Source organism: Devosia sediminis, from assembly GCF_016411825.1.
GTDB classification, from domain to species: Bacteria; Pseudomonadota; Alphaproteobacteria; order Rhizobiales; family Devosiaceae; genus Devosia; species Devosia sediminis.
The window spans coordinates 85,752-110,953 of the sequence record NZ_JAEKMH010000006.1; the positions used below are offsets into that span (position 1 = coordinate 85,752).

General features: G+C 64.4%; 26 protein-coding genes and 1 tRNA gene. 14 read left to right on the forward strand and 13 right to left on the reverse strand.

Annotated features, from left to right (window positions below):
• The first annotated feature begins 2 nt into the window (after positions 1-2).
• From JEQ47_RS19585 to mnhG, 4 genes are read left to right on the forward strand one after another with little or no spacing between them, the layout of a single operon-like run.
• Positions 3-1,637 carry a monovalent cation/H+ antiporter subunit D gene (locus tag JEQ47_RS19585; RefSeq protein ID WP_198878132.1) on the forward strand — a complete coding sequence of 545 codons (1,635 nt, stop codon included), beginning with the start codon at positions 3-5 and terminating at the stop codon, positions 1,635-1,637.
• A complete protein-coding gene (locus JEQ47_RS19590) occupies positions 1,634-2,122 on the forward strand; it encodes a Na+/H+ antiporter subunit E (protein WP_198878133.1) in 489 nt (162 codons plus the stop codon). The genes JEQ47_RS19585 and JEQ47_RS19590 overlap by 4 nt, the downstream gene beginning before the upstream one ends.
• Positions 2,119-2,400, forward strand: coding sequence for a K+/H+ antiporter subunit F (locus JEQ47_RS19595; RefSeq protein ID WP_198878134.1), 282 nt, complete (start codon positions 2,119-2,121; stop codon positions 2,398-2,400). The genes JEQ47_RS19590 and JEQ47_RS19595 overlap by 4 nt, the downstream gene beginning before the upstream one ends.
• Positions 2,397-2,756, forward strand: coding sequence for a monovalent cation/H(+) antiporter subunit G (mnhG, locus tag JEQ47_RS19600; RefSeq protein WP_198878135.1), 360 nt, complete (start codon positions 2,397-2,399; stop codon positions 2,754-2,756). The genes JEQ47_RS19595 and mnhG overlap by 4 nt, the downstream gene beginning before the upstream one ends.
• A 4-nt stretch (positions 2,757-2,760) precedes the next feature.
• Here the strand turns inward: mnhG and JEQ47_RS19605 are convergent, their stop codons facing one another.
• The 9 genes from JEQ47_RS19605 to JEQ47_RS19645 form a co-directional block, all read right to left on the reverse strand.
• Positions 2,761-3,219, reverse strand: a complete 459-nt coding sequence (locus tag JEQ47_RS19605) for a PTS sugar transporter subunit IIA (RefSeq protein ID WP_198878136.1) — start codon at positions 3,217-3,219, stop codon at positions 2,761-2,763.
• A gap of 122 nt (positions 3,220-3,341) precedes the next feature.
• Positions 3,342-4,670, reverse strand: coding sequence for an FAD/NAD(P)-binding protein (locus JEQ47_RS19610; protein WP_198878137.1), 1,329 nt, complete (start codon positions 4,668-4,670; stop codon positions 3,342-3,344).
• A gap of 34 nt (positions 4,671-4,704) precedes the next feature.
• Complete coding sequence (locus JEQ47_RS19615; RefSeq protein WP_198878138.1) at positions 4,705-5,151, reverse strand: RrF2 family transcriptional regulator; 447 nt, start codon at positions 5,149-5,151, stop codon at positions 4,705-4,707.
• Positions 5,152-5,225: 74 nt separating this feature from the next.
• Positions 5,226-5,819 carry an RBBP9/YdeN family alpha/beta hydrolase gene (locus JEQ47_RS19620; RefSeq protein WP_198878139.1) on the reverse strand — a complete coding sequence of 198 codons (594 nt, stop codon included), beginning with the start codon at positions 5,817-5,819 and terminating at the stop codon, positions 5,226-5,228.
• Positions 5,816-6,037, reverse strand: a complete 222-nt coding sequence (locus JEQ47_RS19625; protein ID WP_198878140.1) for a hypothetical protein — start codon at positions 6,035-6,037, stop codon at positions 5,816-5,818. Before JEQ47_RS19625 ends, JEQ47_RS19620 begins: the two co-directional genes overlap by 4 nt.
• A gap of 75 nt (positions 6,038-6,112) precedes the next feature.
• On the reverse strand, positions 6,113-7,147 hold the full coding sequence (locus tag JEQ47_RS19630) for a sulfate ABC transporter substrate-binding protein (RefSeq protein ID WP_198878141.1): 1,035 nt from the start codon (positions 7,145-7,147) through the stop codon (positions 6,113-6,115).
• A 297-nt stretch (positions 7,148-7,444) separates the two neighbouring features.
• A tRNA-Met gene (locus JEQ47_RS19635) sits at positions 7,445-7,521 on the reverse strand.
• A 59-nt stretch (positions 7,522-7,580) separates the two neighbouring features.
• On the reverse strand, positions 7,581-9,050 hold the full coding sequence (locus JEQ47_RS19640) for a UdgX family uracil-DNA binding protein (RefSeq protein ID WP_198878142.1): 1,470 nt from the start codon (positions 9,048-9,050) through the stop codon (positions 7,581-7,583).
• Entirely contained in the window at positions 9,050-10,285 is a 1,236-nt protein-coding gene (locus tag JEQ47_RS19645; RefSeq protein ID WP_198878143.1) for a putative DNA modification/repair radical SAM protein, read from the reverse strand. The genes JEQ47_RS19640 and JEQ47_RS19645 overlap by 1 nt, the downstream gene beginning before the upstream one ends.
• Before the next feature lie 232 nt (positions 10,286-10,517).
• On the opposite strand from JEQ47_RS19645, the gene JEQ47_RS19650 reads away from it, so the two are divergent.
• On the forward strand, positions 10,518-11,468 hold the full coding sequence (locus tag JEQ47_RS19650) for a ring-cleaving dioxygenase (RefSeq protein ID WP_198878144.1): 951 nt from the start codon (positions 10,518-10,520) through the stop codon (positions 11,466-11,468).
• 208 nt (positions 11,469-11,676) lie between these two features.
• Here the strand turns inward: JEQ47_RS19650 and JEQ47_RS19655 are convergent, their stop codons facing one another.
• Together JEQ47_RS19655 and JEQ47_RS19660 are read right to left on the reverse strand one after the other, a co-directional pair.
• Complete coding sequence (locus tag JEQ47_RS19655; RefSeq protein ID WP_198878145.1) at positions 11,677-13,761, reverse strand: VWA domain-containing protein; 2,085 nt, start codon at positions 13,759-13,761, stop codon at positions 11,677-11,679.
• Positions 13,758-14,324 (reverse strand): RNA polymerase sigma factor, encoded by a 567-nt coding sequence (locus JEQ47_RS19660; RefSeq protein ID WP_407931795.1) that lies wholly within the window; start codon positions 14,322-14,324, stop codon positions 13,758-13,760. Before JEQ47_RS19660 ends, JEQ47_RS19655 begins: the two co-directional genes overlap by 4 nt.
• A gap of 106 nt (positions 14,325-14,430) precedes the next feature.
• Between JEQ47_RS19660 and JEQ47_RS19665 the strand changes: the two genes are divergently transcribed.
• On the forward strand, positions 14,431-14,619 hold the full coding sequence (locus JEQ47_RS19665; RefSeq protein WP_198878146.1) for a hypothetical protein: 189 nt from the start codon (positions 14,431-14,433) through the stop codon (positions 14,617-14,619).
• A gap of 52 nt (positions 14,620-14,671) precedes the next feature.
• On the opposite strand, the gene mnmA is transcribed toward JEQ47_RS19665, so the two are convergent.
• Positions 14,672-15,823, reverse strand: a complete 1,152-nt coding sequence (mnmA, locus tag JEQ47_RS19670) for a tRNA 2-thiouridine(34) synthase MnmA (RefSeq protein WP_198878147.1) — start codon at positions 15,821-15,823, stop codon at positions 14,672-14,674.
• A gap of 257 nt (positions 15,824-16,080) precedes the next feature.
• Between mnmA and JEQ47_RS21135 the strand changes: the two genes are divergently transcribed.
• The 3 genes from JEQ47_RS21135 (at position 16,081) to sciP (ending at position 18,896) form a co-directional block, all read left to right on the forward strand.
• Positions 16,081-17,700 carry a flagellar hook-length control protein FliK gene (locus JEQ47_RS21135; RefSeq protein ID WP_198878148.1) on the forward strand — a complete coding sequence of 540 codons (1,620 nt, stop codon included), beginning with the start codon at positions 16,081-16,083 and terminating at the stop codon, positions 17,698-17,700.
• A gap of 12 nt (positions 17,701-17,712) precedes the next feature.
• Positions 17,713-18,438, forward strand: a complete 726-nt coding sequence (locus tag JEQ47_RS19680; RefSeq protein WP_198878149.1) for a flagellar hook assembly protein FlgD — start codon at positions 17,713-17,715, stop codon at positions 18,436-18,438.
• Positions 18,439-18,617: 179 nt separating this feature from the next.
• On the forward strand, positions 18,618-18,896 hold the full coding sequence (sciP, locus tag JEQ47_RS19685; protein ID WP_035085775.1) for a CtrA inhibitor SciP: 279 nt from the start codon (positions 18,618-18,620) through the stop codon (positions 18,894-18,896).
• Positions 18,897-19,250: 354 nt separating this feature from the next.
• On the opposite strand, the gene JEQ47_RS19690 is transcribed toward sciP, so the two are convergent.
• Positions 19,251-19,874, reverse strand: a complete 624-nt coding sequence (locus tag JEQ47_RS19690; RefSeq protein ID WP_198878150.1) for a glutathione S-transferase family protein — start codon at positions 19,872-19,874, stop codon at positions 19,251-19,253.
• A gap of 155 nt (positions 19,875-20,029) precedes the next feature.
• Here JEQ47_RS19690 and fliF point away from each other — a divergent pair, with 155 nt between their 5' ends.
• From fliF to flbD, 5 genes are read left to right on the forward strand one after another with little or no spacing between them, the layout of a single operon-like run.
• Positions 20,030-21,664 (forward strand): flagellar basal-body MS-ring/collar protein FliF, encoded by a 1,635-nt coding sequence (fliF, locus tag JEQ47_RS19695; RefSeq protein WP_198878151.1) that lies wholly within the window; start codon positions 20,030-20,032, stop codon positions 21,662-21,664.
• Between the two features lie 5 nt (positions 21,665-21,669).
• Positions 21,670-22,746 (forward strand): flagellar motor switch protein FliG, encoded by a 1,077-nt coding sequence (fliG, locus tag JEQ47_RS19700; protein WP_198878152.1) that lies wholly within the window; start codon positions 21,670-21,672, stop codon positions 22,744-22,746.
• A gap of 4 nt (positions 22,747-22,750) precedes the next feature.
• Complete coding sequence (locus tag JEQ47_RS19705; RefSeq protein ID WP_198878153.1) at positions 22,751-23,413, forward strand: FliH/SctL family protein; 663 nt, start codon at positions 22,751-22,753, stop codon at positions 23,411-23,413.
• Positions 23,414-23,463: 50 nt separating this feature from the next.
• Positions 23,464-23,754, forward strand: a complete 291-nt coding sequence (gene fliN / locus JEQ47_RS19710) for a flagellar motor switch protein FliN (RefSeq protein ID WP_236021015.1) — start codon at positions 23,464-23,466, stop codon at positions 23,752-23,754.
• A gap of 11 nt (positions 23,755-23,765) precedes the next feature.
• Positions 23,766-25,133 (forward strand): sigma-54-dependent transcriptional regulator FlbD, encoded by a 1,368-nt coding sequence (gene flbD, locus JEQ47_RS19715; RefSeq protein ID WP_198878155.1) that lies wholly within the window; start codon positions 23,766-23,768, stop codon positions 25,131-25,133.
• Positions 25,134-25,202: the final 69 nt, after the last annotated feature.

The window sequence follows — 25,202 nt, forward strand, 5'->3', positions numbered from 1 at the left end:
GCATGACCGGCATCTCCGACCACCTCGTTATCCTGCCGATCCTTCTGCCGTTGGCGACAGCCATCCTCGTCACCCTGATCGACGATCGCTATCGCATGCTGAGGATCGGCATCAGCCTCGGCGCGACCGCCCTGCTTGTCGGCGTGGCGCTGCTGCTTGTCGTGCCCACGATCCAGGTCGGGCCGTCCGACACCGAGCTGATCAAGTCCTATCCCTTGGGCAATTGGCCCATGCCCTTCGGCATCGTCCTCGTGGCCGACCGGCTCTCAGCGCTGATGGTGCTGGTCACCAGCATCCTTGGCATGGCGACGCTCACCTTCTCGCTCTCTCGCTGGTACACGGCCGGCGCGCATTTCCCGGCCATTTTCCAGCTTCTGCTGATGGGCCTCAACGGCGCCTTCCTGACCGGTGACCTGTTCAATCTCTTCGTCTTCTTCGAGGTCATGCTGGCGGCCTCCTATGGCCTGCTGCTGCATGGCAGCGGCACGGCGCGGGTCAAGGCGGCGCTGCACTACATCGCTGTCAACCTCGTCGCGTCCTTCCTGTTCCTGATCAGCGCCGCGCTCATCTATGGCGTAACCGGCACGCTGAACATGGCCGATCTGGTCGTGCGTATTCCCCAGATTGCGGCTGCCGACCGGCCGCTGCTCGATGCGGGCCTCGGGCTCCTGGGCCTGACTTTCCTCATCAAGGCGGGCATGTGGCCCATCAGCTTCTGGTTGCCCGGCGCCTATTCCGTCGCGGCTGCACCGGTGGCTGCCATGTTCGCCATCATGACCAAGGTGGGCGTCTACGCGCTGCTGCGCCTGTCGTACCTGCTCTTCGCGGCCGAAGCCGAGGGTGTCCTCGGCTTCAACCACACCGTGCTCTTCATCGGCGGCATCGTCACGCTTGCCTTCGGCGCCATCGGGGTACTGTCATCCCAGACCAGCATGCGCCTCGCCAGCTACCTGGTGCTGGTTTCCTCGGGAACGCTGCTGGCGACCATCGGTTATGGCGGCGTCAATGTCCTGAGCGGGGCTCTGTTCTACCTCGTCATCTCCACTTTCGCGATCGCCGCGCTGTTCCTCCTCATCGAAATCATCGAGCGTTCCCGCATCGTCGGCGCCGATGTGCTGGCCGTCACCATGGAAGCATATGGTGAAGGCGACGAGGACGAGAACGAGCCCGAACACGAAGAAGCGGGTCTCGTCATTCCCGCCAGCACCGCCTTTCTCGGCATCAGCTTCGGCATCTGCTGCCTCTTGCTGGCCGGCCTGCCGCCCCTCTCCGGTTTCCTCGCCAAGTTCGCCATTCTGAGCTCGGTGCTGGAAGGCAGCGTCGAGCCCGGCGCCAGTGCGTGGTGGCTGATGGGCACATTGATCGTCTCCGGGCTGGCCGTGCTGATCGCCATGGCGCGCAGCGGCATCAATATCTTCTGGGCCACGCTGGAGCCTGGCGCGGTCACCGCCCGCCTCAGCGAAGTGGCGCCCATCGTGGTGCTGCTGGTGCTCTGCATCGCCATCGGCATCCTGCCTGCGCCGATCCTCGCCTATATGGAAGGCGCCGCGACGCTGGTGAACGTGCCGGGCCTTTATGTCCTCGAGGTCATGGGCCCTGAGGCCGCGGCCACCCTCGCCCGGGAGACCGCGCAATGAGCCGGATTTTCCCCTATCCCTTGCTCACCATCGCCCTCACCCTGATGTGGCTCCTGCTGCAGCAATCCGCCGGGCTGGGTCACATCCTCCTGGGCTTCGCCGTCGCCTGGTCCGCCTCACAGGCCATGGCCAAGTTGCAGCCGCACCGTCCGATCATTCGGCGCCCCGGCCTCGTGCTGAAGCTCTTCGCGCTGGTGACGGTCGACATCATCCGCTCCAACATTGCCGTCAGCCGCATCGTCCTGGCCGGGGACCGGCGCGAAACCACGGCGGGCTTCATCAAGATGCCGTTGGAGTTGAGGGATCCGGCGGGCCTGGCCGTGCTCTCCTGCATCATCACCGCCACACCGGGCAGCGCCTGGCTGGAATACAGTCCTGCCGAAAGCAGCGTGCTCATTCACGTGCTGGACCTGATCGACGACGAGGAGTGGGTGCAAACCGTCAAGCAACGCTACGAAGTCCTGCTGCTGGAGATCTTCCGATGAGCGCAACAATGTTGTTCTGGAGCATAAGCGTAGCCCAAGTGCTGCTCGGCGCCGCCATGCTGGTCACGCTCTGCCGGCTGGTCGTCGGCCCGCGGGCGCAGGACCGGGTGCTCAGCCTCGACGCCATGTATGTCGTCGCCATGCTGCTGCTCGTCACCTTTGGCATGCAGGCGAACACCGTCATCTATTTCGAGGTGGCTCTGCTGATCGGTCTCCTGGGCTTCGTGGGAACGGTCGCCCTGGCCAAGTTCCTGATGCGCGGCGAGGTTATCGAATGAACTACGACGACGTGCCACTTTGGGCGGCCATCCTGATTTCAGCCTCGGTGCTGATCGGCGCCGCGTTGACCTTTGTGGGCGCCGTCGGCCTCGTGCGCGCGCGCTCTTTCTACCAACGCATACATATGCCGACCCTCGGCACCAGCTTCGGGGCGATCGGCGTCCTCCTGGCCTCGTCCATCCTCGCCAGCATGGGCGAGGGGCGGATCATCGCCCATGAAGTGCTGATTTTCATTTTCGTGAGCGTCACCACCCCGGTGACACTGATGCTGCTGGCGAGGGCCGCGCTGCATCGCGATCGCGTTGAAGGGTCCCCAGAGGTGCCGTCGGCACTGGGCAAACCATCGGATCAATGAGGCGCTAGAGGGCTTCCTCGGCGTCCGCGAGGAGGTCAGCAACCTCCTGGGGCGAGACGGCACGACGGATCGCATTCACCGTCGGCTCATCGCGCGCGATCTTGGCGATGCGTGACAGTGCCTTGATCTGGTCGCTGCCCGATTGCTCGGGCATGAGCAGCATCATCACCAGATCGACAGGCTCGCCATCCACCGCCTCGAAATCAATTGGGCGCGCCAGAGTGGCCAAGAGGCCCACAACCGTGTCGAGGCCCTCAATCCGCGCATGGGGAATGGCGATGCCATTGCCCAGTCCGGTCGATCCCAGCTCTTCGCGGATATGCAGCGCCCTGTTGCACAGGCGCGAATTGACCAATCCCAGTTCTGCGGCGCGATCGGACAGGTAGTCGAACAATTGCTCCCGGCTCGACGCCGAGACGTTCAGAAAGATCCGGTTCTGGGGGTAAAGGTCAGCGATAGTCATGGGATATGGCGGAGCACCCAACCGTTGCACTGACCAAGCCATAAACACGAGGGGCGCTGCTGTCCACCTCGGGAGGCCCAATGAGCCCGGCTCGACTGCGGCAGATCGACCCGCCCGACGGCTTAGGTGAGTGCCTTGGCCAGAGACGCGCATTGCAAGCGGATGTCAGGCACCGCTTCGATCTCGAAGAAGCGCCCTCGCGTGAGCGGACCAACCACACGCACCCGCTGCGAGACGCTGCCATCGGCCGCAATCAGCGCGCAATCCTCGCTCACATCCATGCCGATGCTCATGGCATCCGGCCGCGCGGCCCCGCTCTGGACCAATTGACGTATGACCGGATTGCCGCTGGCCCGGATATCGACGCTGACGCCACCGCAATCATAGACCCGCGCAACGTCCACGACCTGCCGGCCTGAGGTGCCGCGCGGTCTGATGGTTGCGCGGACACCGCCGTCGCGGCTTTCGATACCGACGAATTCGGCCGCCACCAGCTCGACCTGGCCGTTTGCGATGGCTCCCACCAGACCCTGATGCAGGTCGGGCGGCAGGCGATGGCGGTGAATGTTCCACCACGGGCGGACATGGCGCAGGAATTGCCGCCTTTCCCGCTCTGGCCAGCTTTGCCACAGCCGCTGGTTGTATGGGCGCAGCCCATCGACCACGCTGCGCCAGTCCCCACCCTGGGCGATCGTGTCGGCGACAAGGTCGCGAAACCAGGCCGTCAGGTAAGTCAGGCTCGTCCCGAAAGGCACATCGGCAGCATCGATGCTGACCGGCGGCACGTCATGGTGACCGCGGGGCACCAGCCCGTTGCGCGAGACGACCATGATAGGCCCGCGATGCTGGCCGCCCGCAAGCGACACCCAGGCATCCACCATGCTGAGGCCCGATCCCAGGATCATGACCGGTGCATCGGGATCCAGCGGCGTGTCCCGGCTCGAGCCGGCGCGCACTGCAAGACCCTTGCCGCGGGCCGGTTGGGTTTCGTGGCCGACGGCAAGGACCGCCTGGTCGGCCGTGAGGCGCGACCCGTTGGCCAGCAGAACCTCCACGCCGTCGGGTCTTTCGTGCAGCGCCTCGACCTCCTCGACCAGCACGCGCAGCCGGCCGGGCATGCTGGCGCCGGCGTCACGCAACACGCTTTCGAGATAGGCGCCATAGACGCGGCGCGGCACGAAGGTCCAGGAACTGGCATGCTTGCCAGGTTCGCGGCTGGCCAGCCAGCGCCAGAAGTGGTCGGGGTCATCGGCAAAGGCGCTCATGCCGCGCGCTGGCACGTTGACCCGGTGATTGCGGTGCAAGGCCGAATAGGCGAGGCCCTGGCCGAACTGGCCCTGCTTCTCGATCAGCGTCACCCGGAGGTCCGGGTCCGCACTGCGCAAGAGGTGAGCGGCAAGCAAGACGCCACTGGCTCCGCCACCGATGATGATGATGGATTTTCCACTCATGCCGCGCCCTCCGGCCGCCGCGGTATGGCTGCGCTCAGATGGGCAGTTTCTGCTCCAGCATGTCTGCGCCACCTAGCGCAGCCATCTGTGACAGGCTGGTCTTGTCCAGCACCTCGGCCACGGCATTGCGCACATCGAGCATCAGATGGCGCACCTGACAGGTGGCCACATCGCAATCGTCGCAGGGCACGTAGCGCGTGCGGCTGGCGCAGGGGATCGGCGCCAAGGGACCATCGAGCACGCGCACCACGTGACCGATCATGATCTCGGCCGGGGGCCGCGCCAGCCCGTAGCCGCCGAGCTTGCCCTTCTTGCTGCGCACGAAGCCGGCATTGCGCAGGTCGGCCAGGATGGCGTCGAGAAACTTCTTGGGAATGGCATTGGCTTGGGCGAGTTCGGCCACGCCCATCAGCGTCCCGTGGGGCTGGTGCGAGAGCGCCGCCAGCGCCTTGAGGCCGTACTTGCCTTTTTTTGTGAGCATTGCGCAGAACCTGCCTGCCGGAGAGGTTGCGGGGCCCCGGCGTCAGCGCAGAGTGTATAATTTCCATAGACATCCTAGACAAGGCCTTGCGCGCTGCTGGCCCGCTGCTGGCGTGGGCGCTGCCATCTGGCTGCCTGATTCTCGATCTGGCGCGCCAACTCGTAGCCGCCTGGCCAGCGACCGAACCCGCTGGCCACGTTGATGTGGCCGACATGGCCCAGATCGACCAGCGGTGCACCCCAGGCGGTGGCAAGGGCGCGCGCCTTGTCGAGGCTCATGTAGATATCGTCGCGACTGCCAACCACCAGCGCCGGGAACGGCAATGGCGACATTGGCAGGGTTCCGAATTCATAGGTGCGGGCGTGAAGCGCCGAGGTGCGCTCGATATCGGCAGGAGCCACGAGGAGAGCGCCACCGACCAGCGGGGCGACGGAACTGGTCGCCAGCCGCGCCGCAAGGATGGTGCCGAGGCTATGCGCGACCAGCACGGCGCCGGGATGAGCGATGACGGCCTGTTCGAGCCGGTGCAGCCAGCGGCCCGCCTGCGGATTGCTCCAGCCTACCTGCTCAACGAGGATGGCGCCCGGATGGTCGACCAGCCAGTGCTGCTGCCAGTGGTCCTCGCCCGAACCGTTGAGGCCGGGGACGATGAGAAAGGGGCGGGTCATCGCTCCGGCATCCCATCGCGGCGAGGGTCCGCAAGGCCGTCATGCGGGAGGGGCGCTTTGCCGCTGAGGTAGCAGGCATCCTGCTCGGCACGGGTCATCGGAACGGCACCCATTGCCGCATCGGGCAGACCACCGAAGAAGTTGGCCTTGTTCGGCGCTTCCTGGCCGCTGCTGCGGGCGAACCGGTCAGGGCCAAAAATACCAAGGAAGTGAACCATGTCGTGCTCCTCGAGAAGGTGATCCGCGGGCAGAACAGGTGCGGCCGGCTCCGGAGCCGGCCGCGTGATCGTCGCTTACTGGGTCGGACCCGAATAGATCTGGTCGAAGACGCCGCCGTCGCCGAAATACTTGGGCTGAGCTTCACGCCAGCCGCCGAAATCCTCGATCGTGACGAGGTTCAGTTCGCCGAAGCGGGCAATGTCCTCGGCAGCAGCCAGTTCCGGCTTGAAGGGGCGGTAATAGTGCTTGGCGGCCAGAGCCTGCCCGACATCGGAATAGAGGTAGTCGAGATAGGCCTGCGCGACTTCGGTATTGCCCTTGCGCTCGGCATTGCCCGGCACCAGCGCCACCGGCGGTTCGGCCAGGATCGACAGCGACGGAGTGACGATGTCGAAGGCATCGGGTCCAAGTTCCTCAAGGGCGAGGTAAGCTTCGTTTTCCCAGGCCAGCAGCACGTCACCGATGCCACGCTGCACGAAGGTCGTGGTCGAGCCGCGCGCACCGGTATCGAGCACCGGCACATGCTTGAAGAGCTCGGTCACGAATTCCTGCGCTTTCGCGTCGTCGCCGCCATTGGCCTCGCGAGCCCAGGCCCAGGCGGCCAGGAAGTTCCAGCGGGCGCCGCCCGAGGTCTTGGGATTGGGGGTGATCACTTCCACGCCCTCGCCGATCAGGTCGCCCCAGTCGGTGAGGTTCTTGGGATTGCCCTTGCGCACCAGGAAGACGATGGTCGAGGTATAGGGCGCGTTGTTGTTCTCGAGCTGGCCGCGCCAGTCGGCCGGGATCAGGTCGGGATTGGCATCGGAAATCGCGTTGATGTCGCTTTCCAGCGCCAGGGTCACGACGTCGGCCTCGAGTCCGTCGATGACGGTACGGGCCTGCGAGCCGGACCCGCCATGGGTCACCTGGATGGCGACGCTCTCGCCCTTGGTTTCCTGCCAATGCGCCACGAAGGCTTCGTTGAATTCGCGATAGAGCTCGCGCGTCGGATCGTAGGAGACGTTGATCAGCGTATTGTCCTGCGCCTGGGCGGAGGTGGTAACGGCAAGTCCCAATGCCAGCGAGGCGGCAAGGGCGGTATAGGCAACAATCTTGGCTGTCCGTTTCATCGGAACCTCCCGGTGAATGATGCACAAACCCTATCAACTCAGTCGTGATTGAAAAGGTCCAGGCTTGCGCCGCTTTTTTGAAATGGAGAAAATTTTGCTAGGGCGCAATCACGACTGCTCGGGCGACGCAATCTCATTCTTGATTGCGCCCAAAACGGCGGCTGCCTTTTCGTTTCCGGCAACGCACCCCCCTACGACTGCAGCGAGCATGGAAATGTAGAGAATGCCAGCAAAGTCCTAAATGCGCACCAGCACGCCAGCTAGCGTCGCATCAAGATACTGATTGTATTGGGATTTTGGTAGCGGAGGAGGGATTTGAACCCCCGACACACGGATTATGATTCCGCTGCTCTAACCAACTGAGCTACTCCGCCCCACAAGGGCTGTCGGCAGTGCCGATGCGCGCCTTACTAAGGTTTCCCCCTCCGTCCTGTCAAGCGCTGCCGCGTCGGGCGCCGGACTTTTCCAGATCGGCCAGGAGGTCCCGCGCCAGGGCGAGGTCAGCCTCGAATTTTGCGCGTTCGCGCTGCCGGCCCTCGGCATCCGGGATGCGCAGCAGATAGGACGGATGATTGGTGACGAGCAGCACTGCTCCGTCCTCCATTTCCATGGGCTGGCCGCGCAGCTTGCTGATGGTGACGCTGGACTTGCCCAGAAGGCTTTGTGCGGCGGTGGCCCCCAGCGCCACGACCAGCCTTGGTTGAACGAATTGCAGTTCGAGATTGAGCCAGAAGCGGCAGGCCTGCACCTCGCCCATATCGGGGCGCTGGTGGATGCGCCGCTTGCCGCGCGGCTCGAACTTGAAGTGCTTGACGGCATTGGTCACGTAGACGCGGCGACGGTCGATGCCGACTTTTTCGATTGCTTCATCAAGCACTTGCCCTGCCGGACCGATAAACGGCTTGCCGGCTAGATCCTCCTGGTCGCCGGGCTGTTCGCCTACGAACATGACCTCGGCCTGGGCCGGACCTTCGCCGAAGACTGCCTGCGTGGCCTGCTCGTAGAGCGGACAGCGGCGGCAGTCCTGGACCGCCTCGCGCGCTGCTGCGAGCGAGGTAAGCTCATGCTTTTGCTCGATTTCCGGCTGACGTGCCTGTTGCCGCAGATGGCGGGCCGGCGGCTGGGTCGCGGTGCGTTCGATCATCTCCTGCTCCATTGCTTTCGCATTGCGGATCAGGGGACCAATGAGCTCGGCCTCGGGCAGGTTGCGCCAGTATTTGACCGGCATCTCGCTCTTCATCATCGCCACCTTGAGGCGGGCCGGATTGAAGATCGAGGCGTAATAGGTCTTCCAGTCATCCTCGACGGCATCGGCTGCCGGCACGTCGGACTTGGCGCCACCAGGCCCGAACCGTAGATTTTCCATGTCCCACCAAGCACTTGCATAGGGGGTCACAATGCCCCAGCGCATGCCGTCGAAACGCCGGACGAAGAAGGGCGCGGTGGCCTCAAGGACGTAGTGATCGGGTTCGAACCAGGCCAGGAAGGCCTCGCCATCGTCCCGCGGCACCGAGCGGAAGCGAACGAAAGCTTTCAATTTGTGCGCGTCGCGACGCACCGCAGAGGCCATATTTGCTAGCAGACTGTTATCCCTATCGCCCGCATTGGCGAAGAGATGTGGATCCGACTGCAGCCGCCAAAGCACGCGATAGAGAATGGCGAAGCGATCCGGGTTGGAATGCTGAATGACGGAGGTGGCGACCTCCATGAACTGGCGCGGCACTGACCCTACCGGTCCATCGGCCGAGGGCAGCATGTCATCGCCGGCTTCGAAGAGACCATTCTCCTCCGCTCCGGTCCGCCACACGACCTGGCTCGGCGGCATGCCGGCCACCAGCAGGCGCCGAGCCTTGCCGCGCCACTCGTCGAGGTTGTTGGGCTTTTCGAGGCGAACCGCGAGCATCAGAAAAGGCTCAACTGGGTGGGGGTCGGAACCAGCTTCTGCCGGAGCTTGGCATCGTCGAGCGATGTGCCGGGCGTCCAATCGGCGCAGACGATGAAGGGCCGCACCTTGTCGATCGAAGCGGTCATGCGCGCCACATCGGCCAGGGTCAGGCGATGGTGCCGGCGCGAGACAAGGATGCGGTCGACGGCGTTGATGCCGAGGCCCGGGATGCGCAGCAGCCGATCCCGGTCAGCGCGGTTGACGTCCATCGGAAAGTCGTGCCGGTGCTTGAGCGCCCAGGCCAGTTTTGGATCTATAGCAAGATCGAGATCCCCCTCTTCGCCGCCCGCGACGATTTCGGGCACGTCGAAACCGTAAAAGCGGATCAGCCAGTCGGCCTGGTAGAGCCGGTGCTCGCGCATCAGCGGCGGCGGCTTCAGCGGCAAGCGGGAACTGGCGTCGGGAATGGGCGAGAAGGCGGAATAGTAGACGCGTTTGAGGCGATAGCCTGAATAAAGGCCGGCTGCGCGAGTCAGTATGGCTGCATCATTGGCGCCATCGGCTCCGACGATCATCTGCGTCGATTGCCCGGCGGGAGCGAACTTCGCCGGCTTGGCCTTGGTCTTGCCCTCGGGCGTCGCCTCGTCGAGCTTGCCGCGCAGACGCGCCATGGCGGTGCGGATTTCGGACGGCCGCTTCTCCGGCGCGAACTGTTCGAGCGCGCCATCAGTGGGCAGTTCGATATTGGTCGAGAGTCGATCGGCCCAGCGCCCCGCTTCGACCAGAAGTTCGGGCGCGGCATTGGGAATGACTTTGAGGTGAATATAACCGGCAAAAAGATGCGTCTCGCGCAGCGTCCGCGCCACCAGCACCATCTGCTCCATCGTATAATCGGGCGAGCGGATGATACCGGAAGAAAGGAATAGGCCCTCGATATAGTTGCGCCGGTAGAAGTCGAGTGTGAGACGGACGACCTCGTCGACAGAGAACCGAGCCCGCTGCACGTTGGATGAGGAGCGGTTGATGCAATAAACGCAGTCATAGACGCAAAAATTGGTCATCAGCAGTTTGAGCAGGCTGATGCAGCGTCCGTCCGGCGCGTAGGAATGGCAAATGCCGCTGCCCTCGGTCGAGCCGATGCCCCCGGTACCGGCCGAATTGCGTTTTTCGCTGCCGCTCGAGGCGCAGGACGCATCATATTTGGCGGCATCGGCTAGAATGGCTAGTTTTCGGGTGAGACTCAGCGAGACCATGTGTTCATCCTTTGTTCTACTGATAGCGGATGACGCTGCGATGCGCATGTCACAATGAACAGGTGACGCGAATTTGTGATAGGAGAGATCGTTCAACAATCGACACCAATCCGTCGTGATTGGCTCGCTAGGCAAGGGCGGCCGGCACCCATACATTCATCCTCGAACGACGGCGCCGGATGCGCCGCCCCAATGAACTGGCCGGCTCGCTGGAGCCGCCGAGGAGAACGAAATGACCCTTGAACTTGGCGGCATCCACCACCTGACCGCCGTTACCGCCGACGCGCCGAAGAACCTCGCCTTCTATACGAAGACTCTGGGCATGCGCCTGATCAAGAAGACGGTGAACCAGGACGACACCACGGCCTATCACCTGTTTTACGGCGACGGCGTCGCCTCGCCCGGCGCTGACCTGACCTTCTTCGATTTTCCCACCATGCGCGAACAGCGCGGCAACCACACGGTTGGCCGCACCGGCCTGCGCGTCGACAGCGAAGAGACGCTGCAGTGGTGGAAGGAGCACCTGGAAGCCAACAAGGTCTCGACGTCAGGCATCAAGGAACGCTTCGGCCATGTCTCGCTCGACTTCGAGGATTTCGAAGGTCAGCGGTTTCGCTTCGTCGTCGACGGCAAGAACAAGACCGTGCCCTGGGCCAAGTCGCCCGTGCCAGCCGACAAGCAGATCATCGGGCTGGGGCCCATCACCCTCTCGGTGCCGGTGCTCGAACCCACCGATGCCATGCTGACCCGCGTCATGAACATGCGGCAGGTGCGGCACTATCCGGCGCGCGAGCGCGGCGGGGAGACCTTTGTCTATGAAATGGGCCCCGGCGGCCCGGCGGCGGAACTCCATGTCTCGGTCGACCCGAGCCTGCCGCGCGCCCGTCCCGGCGCCGGTGGCGTGCATCACGTCGCTTTCCGCACGCCGGACCAGGAGGGTCTCCGCGAATGGATCGAACGGGTGAACAGCTTTGGTATCCGCTCCTCGGGCGAAGTGGAACGTTTCTACTTCACCTCGCTCTACTTCCGCGAACCCAATGGCATCCTGTTCGAGATCGCCACCGACGTTCCCGGCTTTGCCGCTGACGAGCCGATGGAAACCCTGGGTGAATCGCTGGCCCTGCCACCCTTCCTCGAAGGCCGCCGGGCCCAGATCGAAGCGGGTTTAAAGCCGCTGGTTTAGGGTTCACCTGGCCTGTCGTTGATCGTCACCACCCGGCTTGTCCGGGTGGTCCATTTTCGCGGAAGCATGGATTGCCCGGACAAGCCGGGCAATGACGATGAACATTTGATCGGTCACCCTCCCAAAAGGGAGAGGTGAAGAAGGTCAACAGCTCAGCGTATTCCTCTCCCCGATGGGGAGAAGAATGGGATCGCGGCTGCCGCCTGATTTAGTCGCAATCATCGGCGCTAGCTGGAAAATCGCAGACGTCGGTATGCGTGTCGGGCTTCAGGAGCCTTGCCATATCCACCAGGCGGATAAACTCGGCGCGGTAGCCGCCGTCATCCGCTCCGCGTCCGGCTTTGGCCAGGTCCTCGACCTCGTCCCAGCTCATGGACGTGCCATAGGTGCTGGACTTGAGTTTCTGGCCGAAGGCGGCGACCGCCGCGGCGAACTGTGCGTCGACACCGGCATCGGCGATATCGTCATAGACGACTTCGGCCGTCACCGGCTGTTCGATGAGCTGGCTGACCGCGCTGTCGGGCAGTTTGTAGCGCATCTTGAGAAAGGCAATTTCCTCGGTCGCTCCCGTGGAGTCCGTGCCGCCATAGCGCAGCGGTTCGACAAGCTCGCCGCCCGAGCCGACAGCGGTGATTTCGTAGAGCGCGGTGACCGTGGTCCCTGCCCCGACATCGCCGGCATCGACCGCGTCATTGTTGAAATCCTCGCGGTTGAGATGGCGGGTTTCGTAGCCGATGAGCCGGTATTCGGCGACCACTGCCGGATTGAACTCGACCTGCACCTTCACGTCGCGAGCAATGGTGTGGAGCGTGCCGCCGATCTCTTCGACCAACACCTTTTTGGCCTCGGCAAAGCTGCCGATATAGCTGGCATTGCCGTCGCCATTCTGGGCCAGGGCCTGCATGGTGGCGTCATCGAGATTGCCGCGACCGAAGCCGAGCACCGAAAGGCCGACGCCGCTCTGGCGCTTTTCGGCGATGAAGTCCTTGAGCTTTTCCGGATCGTTGATGCCGACATTGAAATCTCCATCGGTGGCGAGGATCACCCGGTTGGTGCCGCCTTCGATCCGCGCGTCTTCGGCGAGGCGATAGGCGAGCTCGATGCCTTCGGCGCCGGCCGTGGAGCCGCCCGCATAAAGCTGGTCGAGCGCGGCCATGATCTCGGCCTTGCTGTCGGCTGCGGTCGGCTTCAGCGCCACACCGGCCGAACCGGCATAGGTGACGATGGCAACCGTGTCATCGGACGAAAGCTGGTCGAGCAGGAGGCCGAAGGCGCGTTTCAGGAGCGGCAGCTTGTCGGCTTCGTCCATGGAGCCCGACGTGTCGATCAGAAACACCAGGTTGCTGCGCGTGTCGGCGACATCAGGCTCAAAGCCCTTGATGCCGATCTGCAGGATCTGCGTCTTCTTGTTCCAAGGCGTGGGATAGACCATCAGTGTCGGCTGGAACGGCACATCGGCGCTTTCCGCGGCCGGGTAGTCGTAGGGGAAATAGTTGATCAGCTCCTCGATGCGCACGGCATCGCGCTCGGGGACATAACCATCCTCCAGCATGCGCCGGGCATAGCTGTAGCTTGCCGTATCGACATCGAGCGAGAAGGTGGAGACTGGCTCCTCGGCGGCGACCTTCAGGCGCTGTTCCTCGAAACGGGAAAATTCGTCGCCGCTCGGTTGTGTCGACTGCGGGGCTGGCATGACTTCCGCTTCACTCTCCGAGAGCATGCCACCGGAGGGCGCGGCGAAACTGTCGGCCATTGGCGCGGCCCCCAATGTCGGCTGCGCCGGGGCAGCCATGTCGAGGCTTTCCTGGGCCAGCATCGGTTCCGGCGCCGGCGGCGGCAGGGCCACGGGTGCAGCGGCGGTTCCGGTCTTGGCTACACTGGCATCGGCGGGTGCTTCCTCGCGTGGCGCCGAGACGGGCACTTCGCTGTCGAGGTCCGCCTCGGCCTCGGCCACTTCCACATTCTGGCCGACCTGCGGCGCGACCTGCATGGTCGGGGTCAGAGCGGTGGATGAGTAAAGCTGCCAGCCGAGCGGCAGCACCAGGAGGGCGATGGCGGCGGTGCCGACGGGAATGCGCATGTCCATGATCGAAATCCCCTTCAAGGATTGGATGATGGACGTGAGACGCTGGCCCACGGATTTTCCTTGGGGCGCAGCAGCAGATTTTTTCGCTTCGGCCTCGAAGGCGGCACGGGCAGAAGCCAAAGCGCGTGTTTTCGCGGCGGCGCGCGGCGGCGGCACGGCGCCGGACTTGAGATTGGCAAACGGATCAGTGTCGTCAGGAAAGCTCATAGCAGCCCCCTCAATGTCTTGCGGGCCTCGAATACGTGGAAGGAGACAGTCGCTTCCTTGATGCCCATGATGGCGGCGGCTTCGGCGTGGCTCAGTTCCTCGGCATAGACCAGCAGCACCGCGTCGCGCTGTTTTTCCGGCAGGCTGCGCACGGCAGCCCAGAGTTCGCAGGCCGTGGCCACAGCCTCCTGTTCGGCCTCGGCCTCGCTGGGGCTGACGTCGGCAAAGGCATCGTGGTGGCGCACGCGCCGCGCGCCGGCCCGCTGCCAATCGCGCACCGCATTGAGCGTGATGCGATAGACCCAGCTCGAAAAGGCGCTGCGCCCGTCAAAGCGGGCAAGGCCCTGCCCGATCTTGACGCAGACCTCCTGGGCAATGTCCTCGGCATCGTCGCGCCGGCCGCACCAGCGCCAGGCGGTGCGATAGATGCAGTCATACTGCGCCTCGATCAGCTCGGCAAAGGCCGTGCCGTCGCCCTTTTGGGCGCGCAGGACCAGGGCGCTGGTCAGCGCCTCGGCATCCATCGGGGGTGCGTCGGTCAGTCCCATCAGTTCAGCATGCACGTCTTGCCTCTCCGGGCTATTGTAGAGACTAAGACGCCGGTGCCGCGCCAGTCCTTTGGCCGGAAGGCAACATTTTTATCGCTGTATCATCCTGGAAGGTCCCACCATGCCGGACGCACCGAAAACTGGCCCCTTCGGCCTCAACCCGATCCGCATCATGATCCTCGCCATGGGCGCGCTGGTGCTGCTGATTTCGATCGGCATGTTCCTGGGCGGCCCCAATGCCTACCAGGCGCTGAAGGAAGCCAACGCCGCTGCGACCCAGCCGACGGCGGAGCAATTGAGCGGGGAGTAGGGCGAAGCCACCTCTCCCCCAAAGGGAGAGGTGAAAGCGCTGCGGAGCGGCTCTAAGCCACCAGCGCCTGCGGAACCGCCTCGGCAATAAAACCGCCGCCCAGGACTTCGCTGGTTTCGCTGTCGTCGGCGTAGAAGACACAGGCCTGGCCCGGCGAGATGCCGTATTCGCCGCTCATCAGCGTCACATAGACATCGCCGCCCTGCACCTGGATCACCGCCGGCTGCGGGCCGCGGGTGGAGCGCACCTTGACTTCGACGGGCGCGCCATTGCCGGCGCTGGCTTCGGCGAGCGGCATGCCGCCCAGCCAGTTGACGTCGCGCAGGCGCACCGTGTGGGTCTTGAGGGCTTCGCGCGGGCCGACGATGACGCGGCCCGTGCGGTGGTCGAGCTTGATCACATAGAGCGGCTCGCCTGCGGCAATGCCGAGGCCCTTACGCTGGCCGATCGTGTAATGGACAATGCCTTCGTGTTCGCCGAGCACACGACCGTCGAGATGGACGATTTCGCCCTTGGCCAGCGCCTCGGGATGCATTTTTGCGATGATGTCGGCATATTTGCCCTGCGGCACGAAGCAGATGTCCTGGCTGTCATGCTTTTCGGCAATTTCGAGGCCCATGTCGCGCGCATGCTGGCGCACCTCGGCCTTACCCATGCCACCGAGCGGAAAGCGCAGGAAATCGAGCTGGCTCTGCGTCGTGGCGAAGAGGAAATAGGACTGGTCGCGATCATTGTCGACCGGACGGAAAAGGTGGCGCTTGCCATCTTCGCCGAGCCGCGTCTGCACATAATGGCCGGTGGCCAGGACATCGGCGCCCAGATCCTGCGCCACGGTCATCAGGTCGACGAACTTGACCGACTGATTGCAGGCAATGCAGGGCACCGGGGTCTCGCCCTGCTGATAGGCGTTGGCGAAGGGCTCGATGACGGCATTCTTGAAGCGCTCTTCATAGTCGAGCACGTAATGCGGAATGCCGAGCGCGGCGGCGACGCGGCGAGCGTCGTGAATGTCCTGCCCGGCGCAGCACGCGCCCTTGCGATGAACGGCTTCGCCATGATCGTAAAGCTGCAGGGTGACGCCCACGACCTCATAGCCCTCGCGGGCGAGCAATCCGGCGACAACGGAGGAATCCACGCCCCCGGACATGGCGACGACGACGCGCGTGTCCTCTGGGCGCTTGGCAATATCAAGCGAGTTCAGCATCTCTTCTCGTATCCGGTTGGGGTCAAGGGCCAGCGGCTACTATTCCGCGCTTCCATACGCAAAAGCGCCCGATCTGTCCATGCATCCACCCGGCAGCTTTTGCCGCCCGCCCGGCAGCTCTGGCCGCGACCCTAACTGCCCCGGGGCGACAACACGGCGATAAACCACGGTGAATAAAGACATTTCCGAAATCCCGTGATCTGGCAAGGCGCTTGCATTGCAGTGGGCTGGATGAGTGTTTGTTCAGGGGCGCCCACGTGGCTTCACATCTGACTGTAATCAGCGGCGCCAGCGCCTCGACCCGGGCCTTTACCGGCCAGCAGGCCGGCGCGCAGGATGCAACGAGCGAGCCCGGCGGTCTCCTCGGTCTCTTTGCAGCTTTGCTCGGCAATGCAGCCCCTGCCGCCACCACGACGCCCCCCACCAACACGCTGGGCGAAACCGGTACCCAGGACCTCGCGGCGCTGTTCCGCCTGACGCTCGAAGGCAGTGGCGGCGAAGCCGGTGACGAGGCTGCCGATCCCGACGCCCTGGCCGCCGCAGTGGATGGCCCGGTCTTGCCGCAAACGCCGGCTGAACCCAAGCCCATGGTCGATTTCGTCGAGGCGCTCGGCGCACTCAAGGCCAGCCTCGACAAGGGCGAGCCGCTCGACCCCGCACTGCTGGATCAAGTCAATTCGGCGCTCAGTGGCCTTGCCGAGGCGCTGGGCCTCGATCTCGAAGCGCTGGCCATTCCGGACGATTTCGCGGCCCTGCTCGAAGCCAGTGCCGATGACACGGGGCTTGCCGGTGCGCTGACGCAACTGCTGTCGCCGCTGGCCAAATCGCTGGCCGGGGCACAGCCGGCCACCGATGCCGCCGACCTTGCCGGCGCCCCCGGCGCTGCGTCCCAGCTTCAGGCGCTCGGCGACAAGCTCGCCGCCCTGATGGCGGCGATCGAGAAGGGCGACGTGCCCGAAGGCAAGCTGGCTTCCCTGGGCATGGCGCCGGGCCAGCCGCTCGACCCCGAAATCGAGGCCGCACTCGGTCGCTTCGCCGCCGGCCTTGCCGGCCAGCCCACAACGGTACCCGAAGAGCCGGTCCTGGCGGCGCCCACGCTCAAGCTCACCGAGCCGGTGCTGTCGGGCAATGTCGCCGAGACCACGGATACGGCTGAGCGCACTCCGGCCGCTGCGGCGCCTGTCGAAGCGCCCGAAACCACGTCCGGCCAGGCCGGCAGCGACCAGCAGGACGGCGATCGCGGACGTGAGCGCCCCGAGCCATCGGCCTCGCGCGAGGCACGGCCCGGCTTTGCCGCTGCCCCGGCGCCAACCGATGCTTCCAATACCCCTGCCCCGTCGGCCGACGCCACGGCGCAGCAGCCCACCAGCGCCCGCGTCGATGCCGCCGCCAATCCGCGCATCATCCAGGCCGGCTACCAGACCAGCCAGCAGCAATTGAACCTGCCCCAGATCGCCTTCGAGCTGGCCCGGCAGGTGCAGGACGGCAATACCCGCTTCCAGATCCGCCTCGACCCGCCGGAACTCGGACGCATCGACGTGCGCCTCGAAATCGACCAAGCCGGCCAGGTCAATGCCCGGCTGACGGTGGAAAAGGCCGAAACGCTCGACCTGATGCAGCGCGACCAGCGTGGCCTCGAACGCGCACTGCAGCAGGCGGGCCTTGATGGCGCCAAGACCAATCTCGAATTTTCCCTCAAGCAAAATCCCTTTGCCGGCCAGCAGGGCCAGATGGGCGAGGGCAAGGCTCAGGGCGGCGGCGAGACCGGCCCCTCGGCCAATGACAATGCTGCCGGGGCCGAGACCGAGCCATCGCCCCCCATGGTCAATCTCTATCGTGGCGCGCTGCAGGCCAGCGGCGTCAACATCATTGCCTAAGGAGTAGGTGTCATGGCCGTCGATGGCGTTTCGAGCACCAATTCAGCAGCGACCAAGAATGCCGCGTCGCGCCAGACCATCGCCGACAATTTCGACACCTTCCTGTCGATCCTGACCACGCAGCTGCGGAACCAGAACCCGCTCGATCCGCTCGACACCAACCAGTTCACCCAGCAATTGGTGCAGTTCACCGGTGTCGAGCAGCAGCTCAAGACCAACGAGTTCCTCGAAGCGCTGCTGCTCAATACCCAGACCACGGCGCGCTCGGATGCGGTCTCCTATATCGGCAAGCAGGTTTCCGCCTCGGGCGAAACCGCCGAGCTCAAGGATGGCGGCGCCTATTGGGCCTACAATGCCGAGGCCAATGTCGCCAATGCCACGGTGACCATCAAGAATTCCGCCGGACAGGTGGTCTATACCGAAACCGGTTCGCTCAATGCCGGACCCGGCGCCTTCCTTTGGGATGGCGTTGGTTCGGATGGCAGCACCAAGCCCGATGGCGTCTATACGATCGAGATCAAGGGCACCAACCTCAAGGGCAACGAGGTCAAGGTGTCGACCCAGTCCGTGGGCGTGGTCACCGGCGTCGACTTCTCGGGTTCCGAACCCATGCTTACCGTGGGCAAGAACAAGGTGGCGCTCAAGGATGTCACCGATGTGCGCGTGGTGCCCGAAACCACTACCCCGCCCCCTGCCGGGGAAGACCCGGACGAGGAAGAGCCCGAGACCGAGGCCTGACGGTTTGGCACCAGTTTGCGCGCAAAGGCGGTCCATCGGGCCGCCTTTCGCATTTTGCAACACTCAATTGATTGAAACCACTGGCGTTTCTTAACCTGTTGTAAGTTTCCCCTTAGGGGTATTTTAAACCAACTGTCCTACTCTCAAGCTCATATGGTCAGGTTTGAGTAGAGAGTAAAATGACCGTACAGATGCGTCCTCGCGTGAAGTACGTGATTGGTCCCGACGGCAGCCCGCTTACCATAGCGGACCTTCCGCCTGCCAATACGAGACGGTGGGTTATCCGCCGCAAGGCCGAAGTGGTCGCCGCCGTTCGCGGTGGCCTGTTGAGCCTTGAAGAAGCCTGCGAGCGTTATACGCTCAGTGTCGACGAATTCCTGAATTGGCAGGCCGCCATCGACAAGCATGGCCTTGCCGGTCTCAGGACCACCTGGATCCAGCACTACCGGGAGGGGTGATCCGCGACCGCCTCCGGCGATCAGATCTGTCCGTTGGACAGATTTGAGCGGATCACGCTTCGAGCTTCGCGAGAAGCCGGGCCGGATCCAAGGTAAGCACAATCCAAACCCCGCTGGAGCAATCCGGCGGGTTTTGTTTGGCGGGTACTGTCGCCCTTGGTCTTCCCCACATGGGGGAGGAGACGATGAACACCGGCGCTCGAACCTGCGCCTCCCTCCCCTCGATGGGGAGGGACTGAGGGTGGGGTGCCGCGGCGCGACAACGAAGTTTCACCTTGTGGGTCGACAGGTCCTCGGGTCGAGCCCGAGGACGGCGCGGTGGGTGGGGACGCATTGGGGCCCGAAGCGATCCTCTCACCCGTAATCTTGCGGCATCCAGCGGGCACCGGCGTCGCGCTCACCAAGGCGCCGGTAATAGGCCTCGACGTTCGGCATGCTCGGCTTGTCGAATGGCGTCATGAACCAGCGATGGCAGGAGAGGCCCAGCGCAATATCGGCAATGCTGAAGTCCGAGCCTGCGATGAACGGCGAGCCTTTGCCCAGTTCCGCTTCGAGAATGGCCATCTTTGCCGTCCAGCCGGCAATGCTCTGGGCGATCCTGTCCTGGTCCGAATAGGCCGGATTGCGCCGCATCAGCGCGTTGACCGCATAGCCCCAGGGCGCGTTAAGTTCGGTAGCCTGCCAGCCAAGCCATTGCAGCGCCCGTCCACGCGCCGGCAGGGAATTGGACAGCAGCGCGCCCGTCCCGTCCCGATCGGCGAGATAGATGAGGATGGCGCCACTCTCCCACATGGAAAAGCCGCGATCGATCAGCACCGGCACCTGCGCATTGGGATTGAGCGCCAGGAACTCCGGGACGTTTGGGTCGCGGAGCGGCAGGCCCCAATCCTCCCGATCGTAGGTAAGGCCCAGTTCATCCAGTGCCCAGAGCACTTTGCGCACATTGATTGAGGTCACCCGACCCAGAACGCGTAGCATGGCGATTCACCCCTTGTTAACGAGACCCGGCAGTTCTTGCCCAAATTTCGCAAGCTGCAACAGCCGGTTAATACATTGTTTACCATCCGCTAGGTAATTTTTGCCCATCGGTCTTGGGGGCACCATCGACCGCAGCAGACAAATAGAGTGGCGGCGTGGAAAGTCTCACCAATCTCATCAACCGGATCGGCCTGCCGCGCTTGGCAGCCATGGCCCTGGTTGCCGTGCTGATGCTGGGCTTTTTTGCCTTTCTCATCATGCGCAGCCAGACCCCCAACCTGGCGCCGCTCTATTCCGGCCTCAGCCTTGAAGACTCCTCGGCCATCGTCACCGAGCTGCAAACCCTCAACATTCCCTATGAGTTGCGGGGCGAAGGCGACACGATCCTGATCCCGCGCGACCAGATCACCACGACCCGCATGTCGCTGGCTGGCGAAGGCCTGCCGAGCCGGGGCCAGGTCGGCTACGAGATTTTCGACCAGCAATCGACCCTGGGCGCCACGAGCTTTGTCCAGAACATCAACAATGTCCGGGCCCTCGAAGGCGAGCTCGCCCGCACCATCGGATCGCTGACGCGAATCACCGGCGCCCGCGTGCATCTGGTCCTGCCCGAGCGCGAACTGTTCCGCCGCGAGCGCAAGGACCCCTCCGCCTCCATCGTGCTGACCACTCGAGGCGAACTGTCCTCGGGCGAAATCCGCGCCATCCAGCACCTGGTCGCGTCCGCAATCGAGGGCCTTGCACCGAGCCGCGTTTCGATCGTCGACGACCAGGGGAACCTGCTCGCCTCGGGCAGCGGCGAGGATGCCGATGGCGTCATGACCGCGCAGAACGACGAGCGGACGCTTGGCTTCGAGAACCGCCTGCGCACCCGCCTCGAGGACATGCTGGCCAATGTGGTGGGCGCCGGCCGCGCCCGCGTCGAAGTCGCCGCCGAACTCGACTTCAACCGCTCGACCACAACGAATGAGAGCTTCGACCCGGAATCGCAGGTCGTTCGCTCCACCCAGACGCGCGAAAGCGAGAACCTCTCGGGCGGCAACAATGGCCAGGTGACCGTCGCCAACGAACTGCCGGGCGCCAGCGGCGCGGCCGGCACGGGCGGCACGACCGAACAGGGCACCTCGACCGAGGAAATCATCAACTACGAGATTTCCAAGACCACCCAGACCAATGTCACAGAGGCCGGCGCGGTCAAGCGCCTCTCCGTCGCCGTGGTCGTGGACGGCACCTATGCCGACGATGGCGCCGGCAACCAGACCTATACGCCGCGCTCGGCCGACGAAGTCGCCCAGATCCTGACCCTGGTCCGTTCCGCCGTCGGCTACTCGGCCGATCGCGGCGACAGCGTCGAAGTGGTCAACATGCAGTTCGCCGAACGGCCCGACCTGGCGCCGCTGGGCACCGAAGCGAGCGGCGGCCTGCTCGATTTCACCCGCGACGACCTGATGAACGGCGCCGAAATGGCCGTGACCCTGCTGATCGCCCTGGCGCTTGTCTTCTTCGTCATGCGTCCGCTGCTCAAGAAGGTGCTGACCCCGGAAACCAAGGCGCTGGCCCTGCCGGAAGCTGCCGAAGTCGGCCATCACGGCGTCTTGGGCGCCAATGGCGTAGTGATCGCCGAAGCCGAAATCATCGAACCGCGCGACAAGACCCCCGCCTGGGTCGCCAATGCCAAGTCGATGGGCGAAACCCAGCTCCAGACGCTCAAGACCGTCGGCACGCTGGTCGAGGAAAACCCCCGCCAGGCCGCGCTGATCGTGCGCGACTGGCTTGGTAACGCGGCGTAACGCAGATGGCCCTGGTCTCTCAATCCGGCGATGAAAACGGCATCCCCACTACGGTGGGCGCGCAGCTCCAGGTGGGCGGCGAACAGCGCCTCCTGAAGGGCGACGAAAAGGCTGCCGCTCTGCTGCTGGCCCTGGGCCCCGACTACGGCAAACCGATCTTCGACGAACTCGACGAACTCGAGGTCAAGCAACTCTCGCGCGCCATGGTGCGGCTGGGGCCGATCACCCAGGAAATGCTCGACGACCTGATGATCGAATTCGTCACCACCATTTCGTCCAATGGCTCGCTCTCGGGCAATACCGACTCGACCGAGCGCCTGCTGCTGAGCTTCCTGCCGCAGGACAAGGTCGACGCGATCATGGAAGAAATCCGCGGTCCGGCCGGCCGCAACATGTGGGAAAAGCTGTCCAACGTGCAGGCCGACGTGCTGGCGGCCTATCTCAAGAACGAATATCCCCAGACCATTGCCGTGGTCCTCTCCAAGATCGCCACCGAGCATGCCTCCAAGGTGCTTGCCGTGCTGCCCGAGGAACTGGCCATGGACGTGGTCGCGCGCATGCTGGGGCTCGACCCGGTGCAGAAGGAAATCCTCGAAAAGATCGAGATGACCCTGCGCACCGAGTTCATGTCGACCCTCAACCACACCAAGCGCCGCGACAGCCACGAGCAGATGGCCGAGATCTTCAACGCCTTCGACCGCCAGACCGAAGCGCGCTTCATCACCAATCTCGAAGAGGCCAATCGCGACGACGCCGAGCGCATCAAGCAGTTGATGTTCACCTTCGAGGATCTGGCGCGCCTCGACATGTCGGCCATCCAGACGCTGCTTTCGAAGCTCGACAAGCGCGACCTGGCGCTGGCACTCAAGGGGGCCAACGACCAGGTCAAGGAAAGCTTCTTCAAGAACATGTCGAGCCGCGCCGCCAAGCTCCTGCAGGACGACATGGCCGGCATGGGCCCGGTGCGCTTGAAGGATGTGGACGAGGCCCAGACCCGCATGGTGGCCACGGCCAAGGATCTTGCCGCCAAGGGCGACATCATCATCCTCAAGACCAAGTCCGACGACCAGATGATTGCGTGACGCCATGGCCAGCCCCGCCCGCTTCACCTTCGACCTGAACCTCGAGACCCGCCCGACGCGGCGCGGCGCCCCGCAACCGCCACCGGTGCCATCCATTCCCGAGGACGTGGTCGCCCAGCTCATCGCCAATGCGCGCGAGGAGGCCTATGCCGAGGGCATGCGGGCCGGCGAGCAGAATGCCGCTTCCATGGCCACCCAGGCCATCGCCGCCGCTGCAGGAAGCCTCGCCACCCAATCCGCCAAGATGGCGGTTGCCCTCGACGAGGCGCGCGCCGGACATCACCAGGACGCGGTGGAACTGGCCCTCAGCGTCGGCCGCAAGCTGGCGCTGCACCTCGTGGCCCGTTTCCCGCTGGCCGAACTCGAAGCCCTGGTGGCCGAATGCCTGCCGAGCCTTTCGGGCGTGCCGCACCTGGTGATCCGCTGCCATCCTGATCTCGCCGACGCCATCCGCGACATCGCCACCGACCAGATGTCCCATGCCGGTTTTGCCGGACGGCTGGTGGTGATGGGCGATCCCGATATCCGCCTTGGCGATGGCCGGCTCGAATGGGTCGATGGCGGGCTGGTGCGCGACATCGCCGCTACCTCCGGCCAGATCGACCGCCAGATTGCCACCTATCTCGCCTCCCGTACCCGCGGGCAGCACAAGGAGAGCGGTTCATGACCGATCCTCAAGACGACATCACTGCCGCCGAAGGCTTCAGCCTGAGCGAGATGGATGCGCCCGATCGCGAGGCGCGCGGCGAAGGCTATATCGAGCGCACTGCCGCCGATCTCGAAGCGGTGTTCGACGTGCCGGTGCGCGTCTCGGTTGTCCTCGGCCGCACCAAGATGCCGGTCTCGAGCCTCCTGAAGCTCGATACCGGCACCGTCATCGAACTCGACCGTCAGGTCGGCGAGGCGGTGGAGATTTTCATCAATGACCGCCTGGTCGCCCGTGGTGAAATCGTGCTGGTCGAAGACCGGCTCGGCGTCACCATGACCGAAATCATCAAGCCGCAGTAAGGGAGCCGAACATGCGTTTGCTCATCATCGGAGCCCTTGAAGGCCAGCTCTCCACCGCAACCAAGATGGCCATGGATGGCGGCGCCAAGGTCGCCCATGCCCCGTCCATCGAAATCGCCCTCGCCGCCCTCCGCGCCGGCAAGGGCGCCGACCTGCTGCTGGTCGACGTGATGATGGACATTGCCGGGCTGATCGCCGGGCTCGAGGCCGAACGCATCGCCATTCCGGTGGTCGCCTGCGGCGTCGAGACCAATGCCGCGGCCGCCGTCAACGCCATCCGCGCCGGCGCCAAGGAATATATCCCCCTGCCGCCCGATGCCGAGCTCATCGCCGCCGTCATCGCCGCCGTGGCCCGCGAAAGCTCGGACTTCCTTTATCGCGATCCGGCCATGGAGCGCGTCGTGCGCATGGCCGAGCAGATCGCCGGTTCGGAAGCCTCGATCCTCATTACCGGGGAAAGCGGCACCGGCAAGGAAGTCGTCGCCAAATATGTGCATGCGCGGAGCAAGCGCGCCTCAAAGCCGTTCATCTCGGTCAACTGCGCCGCCATTCCCGAAGCGCTGCTGGAGAGCGAGCTGTTCGGCCATGAAAAGGGTGCCTTTACCGGCGCCATTGCCCGCCGCATCGGCAAGTTCGAGGAAGCCTCGGGCGGCACGCTGCTGCTCGACGAAATCTCGGAAATGGATGTGCGCCTGCAGGCGAAGCTCCTGCGCGCTATCCAGGAGCGCGTCATCGACCGCGTCGGCGGCACCAAGCCCGTGCCGGTGGATATTCGCATCCTCGCCACCTCCAACCGCAATCTCACCGAGGCGGTGCGCGAAGGCAGTTTCCGCGAGGACCTGCTGTTCCGGCTCAACGTCGTCAACCTCAAGCTTCCGGCCCTGCGCGACCGGCCGGGTGACGTCATTGCCCTCTCCGAGCACTTCGTCGCCAAATATGCCAAGGCCAATGGCCTGCCCCCGCGCAGCCTCTCGGCCGAGGCTCGCGATGCGCTGGTGAAGGCGCCGTGGCCCGGCAATGTGCGCGAGCTGGAAAACACCCTCCATCGCGCCGTGCTGCTCTCCTCGGGCGATGTCATCGGCCCCGACGCCATCGTGCTGCCCGACGGCATGGGCCTTGCCGAAGCGGCCCGCGCCGCCTCGCCGGCCGCGCAACTGGCCCAGACCGCCGAAGCCATGAACCGCGCCCTTGTCGGCCGCACCGTGGCCGATGTGGAGCGCGACCTGATCCTCGATACGCTGGACCACACCCTGGGCAACCGCACCCACGCGGCCAACATCCTGGGCATCTCCATCCGGACGCTCCGGAACAAGCTCAACCAGTATTCCGACGAAGGCGTCCATGTGCCCGAGCCCGGCGAAAAGCGCGGGGCGGCATAGTTCATGTGCCGGGACCTCCTGCTCCCCTCCCCCCTGAGGGGAGGGGTCGGGGGTGGGGGTCCATCGGCG

Coding starts and splice junctions, on each gene's coding strand:
- JEQ47_RS19585 (WP_198878132.1), top strand. CDS start 3: ATGACCGGCATCTCCGACCACCTCGTTATCCTGCCGATCCTTCTGCCG.
- JEQ47_RS19590 (WP_198878133.1), top strand. CDS start 1,634: ATGAGCCGGATTTTCCCCTATCCCTTGCTCACCATCGCCCTCACCCTG.
- JEQ47_RS19595 (WP_198878134.1), top strand. CDS start 2,119: ATGAGCGCAACAATGTTGTTCTGGAGCATAAGCGTAGCCCAAGTGCTG.
- mnhG (WP_198878135.1), top strand. CDS start 2,397: ATGAACTACGACGACGTGCCACTTTGGGCGGCCATCCTGATTTCAGCC.
- JEQ47_RS19605 (WP_198878136.1), bottom strand. CDS start 3,219: ATGACTATCGCTGACCTTTACCCCCAGAACCGGATCTTTCTGAACGTC.
- JEQ47_RS19610 (WP_198878137.1), bottom strand. CDS start 4,670: ATGAGTGGAAAATCCATCATCATCATCGGTGGCGGAGCCAGTGGCGTC.
- JEQ47_RS19615 (WP_198878138.1), bottom strand. CDS start 5,151: ATGCTCACAAAAAAAGGCAAGTACGGCCTCAAGGCGCTGGCGGCGCTC.
- JEQ47_RS19620 (WP_198878139.1), bottom strand. CDS start 5,819: ATGACCCGCCCCTTTCTCATCGTCCCCGGCCTCAACGGTTCGGGCGAG.
- JEQ47_RS19625 (WP_198878140.1), bottom strand. CDS start 6,037: ATGGTTCACTTCCTTGGTATTTTTGGCCCTGACCGGTTCGCCCGCAGC.
- JEQ47_RS19630 (WP_198878141.1), bottom strand. CDS start 7,147: ATGAAACGGACAGCCAAGATTGTTGCCTATACCGCCCTTGCCGCCTCG.
- JEQ47_RS19640 (WP_198878142.1), bottom strand. CDS start 9,050: ATGCTCGCGGTTCGCCTCGAAAAGCCCAACAACCTCGACGAGTGGCGC.
- JEQ47_RS19645 (WP_198878143.1), bottom strand. CDS start 10,285: ATGGTCTCGCTGAGTCTCACCCGAAAACTAGCCATTCTAGCCGATGCC.
- JEQ47_RS19650 (WP_198878144.1), top strand. CDS start 10,518: ATGACCCTTGAACTTGGCGGCATCCACCACCTGACCGCCGTTACCGCC.
- JEQ47_RS19655 (WP_198878145.1), bottom strand. CDS start 13,761: ATGAGCTTTCCTGACGACACTGATCCGTTTGCCAATCTCAAGTCCGGC.
- JEQ47_RS19665 (WP_198878146.1), top strand. CDS start 14,431: ATGCCGGACGCACCGAAAACTGGCCCCTTCGGCCTCAACCCGATCCGC.
- mnmA (WP_198878147.1), bottom strand. CDS start 15,823: ATGCTGAACTCGCTTGATATTGCCAAGCGCCCAGAGGACACGCGCGTC.
- JEQ47_RS19680 (WP_198878149.1), top strand. CDS start 17,713: ATGGCCGTCGATGGCGTTTCGAGCACCAATTCAGCAGCGACCAAGAAT.
- sciP (WP_035085775.1), top strand. CDS start 18,618: ATGACCGTACAGATGCGTCCTCGCGTGAAGTACGTGATTGGTCCCGAC.
- JEQ47_RS19690 (WP_198878150.1), bottom strand. CDS start 19,874: ATGCTACGCGTTCTGGGTCGGGTGACCTCAATCAATGTGCGCAAAGTG.
- fliG (WP_198878152.1), top strand. CDS start 21,670: ATGGCCCTGGTCTCTCAATCCGGCGATGAAAACGGCATCCCCACTACG.
- JEQ47_RS19705 (WP_198878153.1), top strand. CDS start 22,751: ATGGCCAGCCCCGCCCGCTTCACCTTCGACCTGAACCTCGAGACCCGC.
- fliN (WP_236021015.1), top strand. CDS start 23,464: ATGGATGCGCCCGATCGCGAGGCGCGCGGCGAAGGCTATATCGAGCGC.
- flbD (WP_198878155.1), top strand. CDS start 23,766: ATGCGTTTGCTCATCATCGGAGCCCTTGAAGGCCAGCTCTCCACCGCA.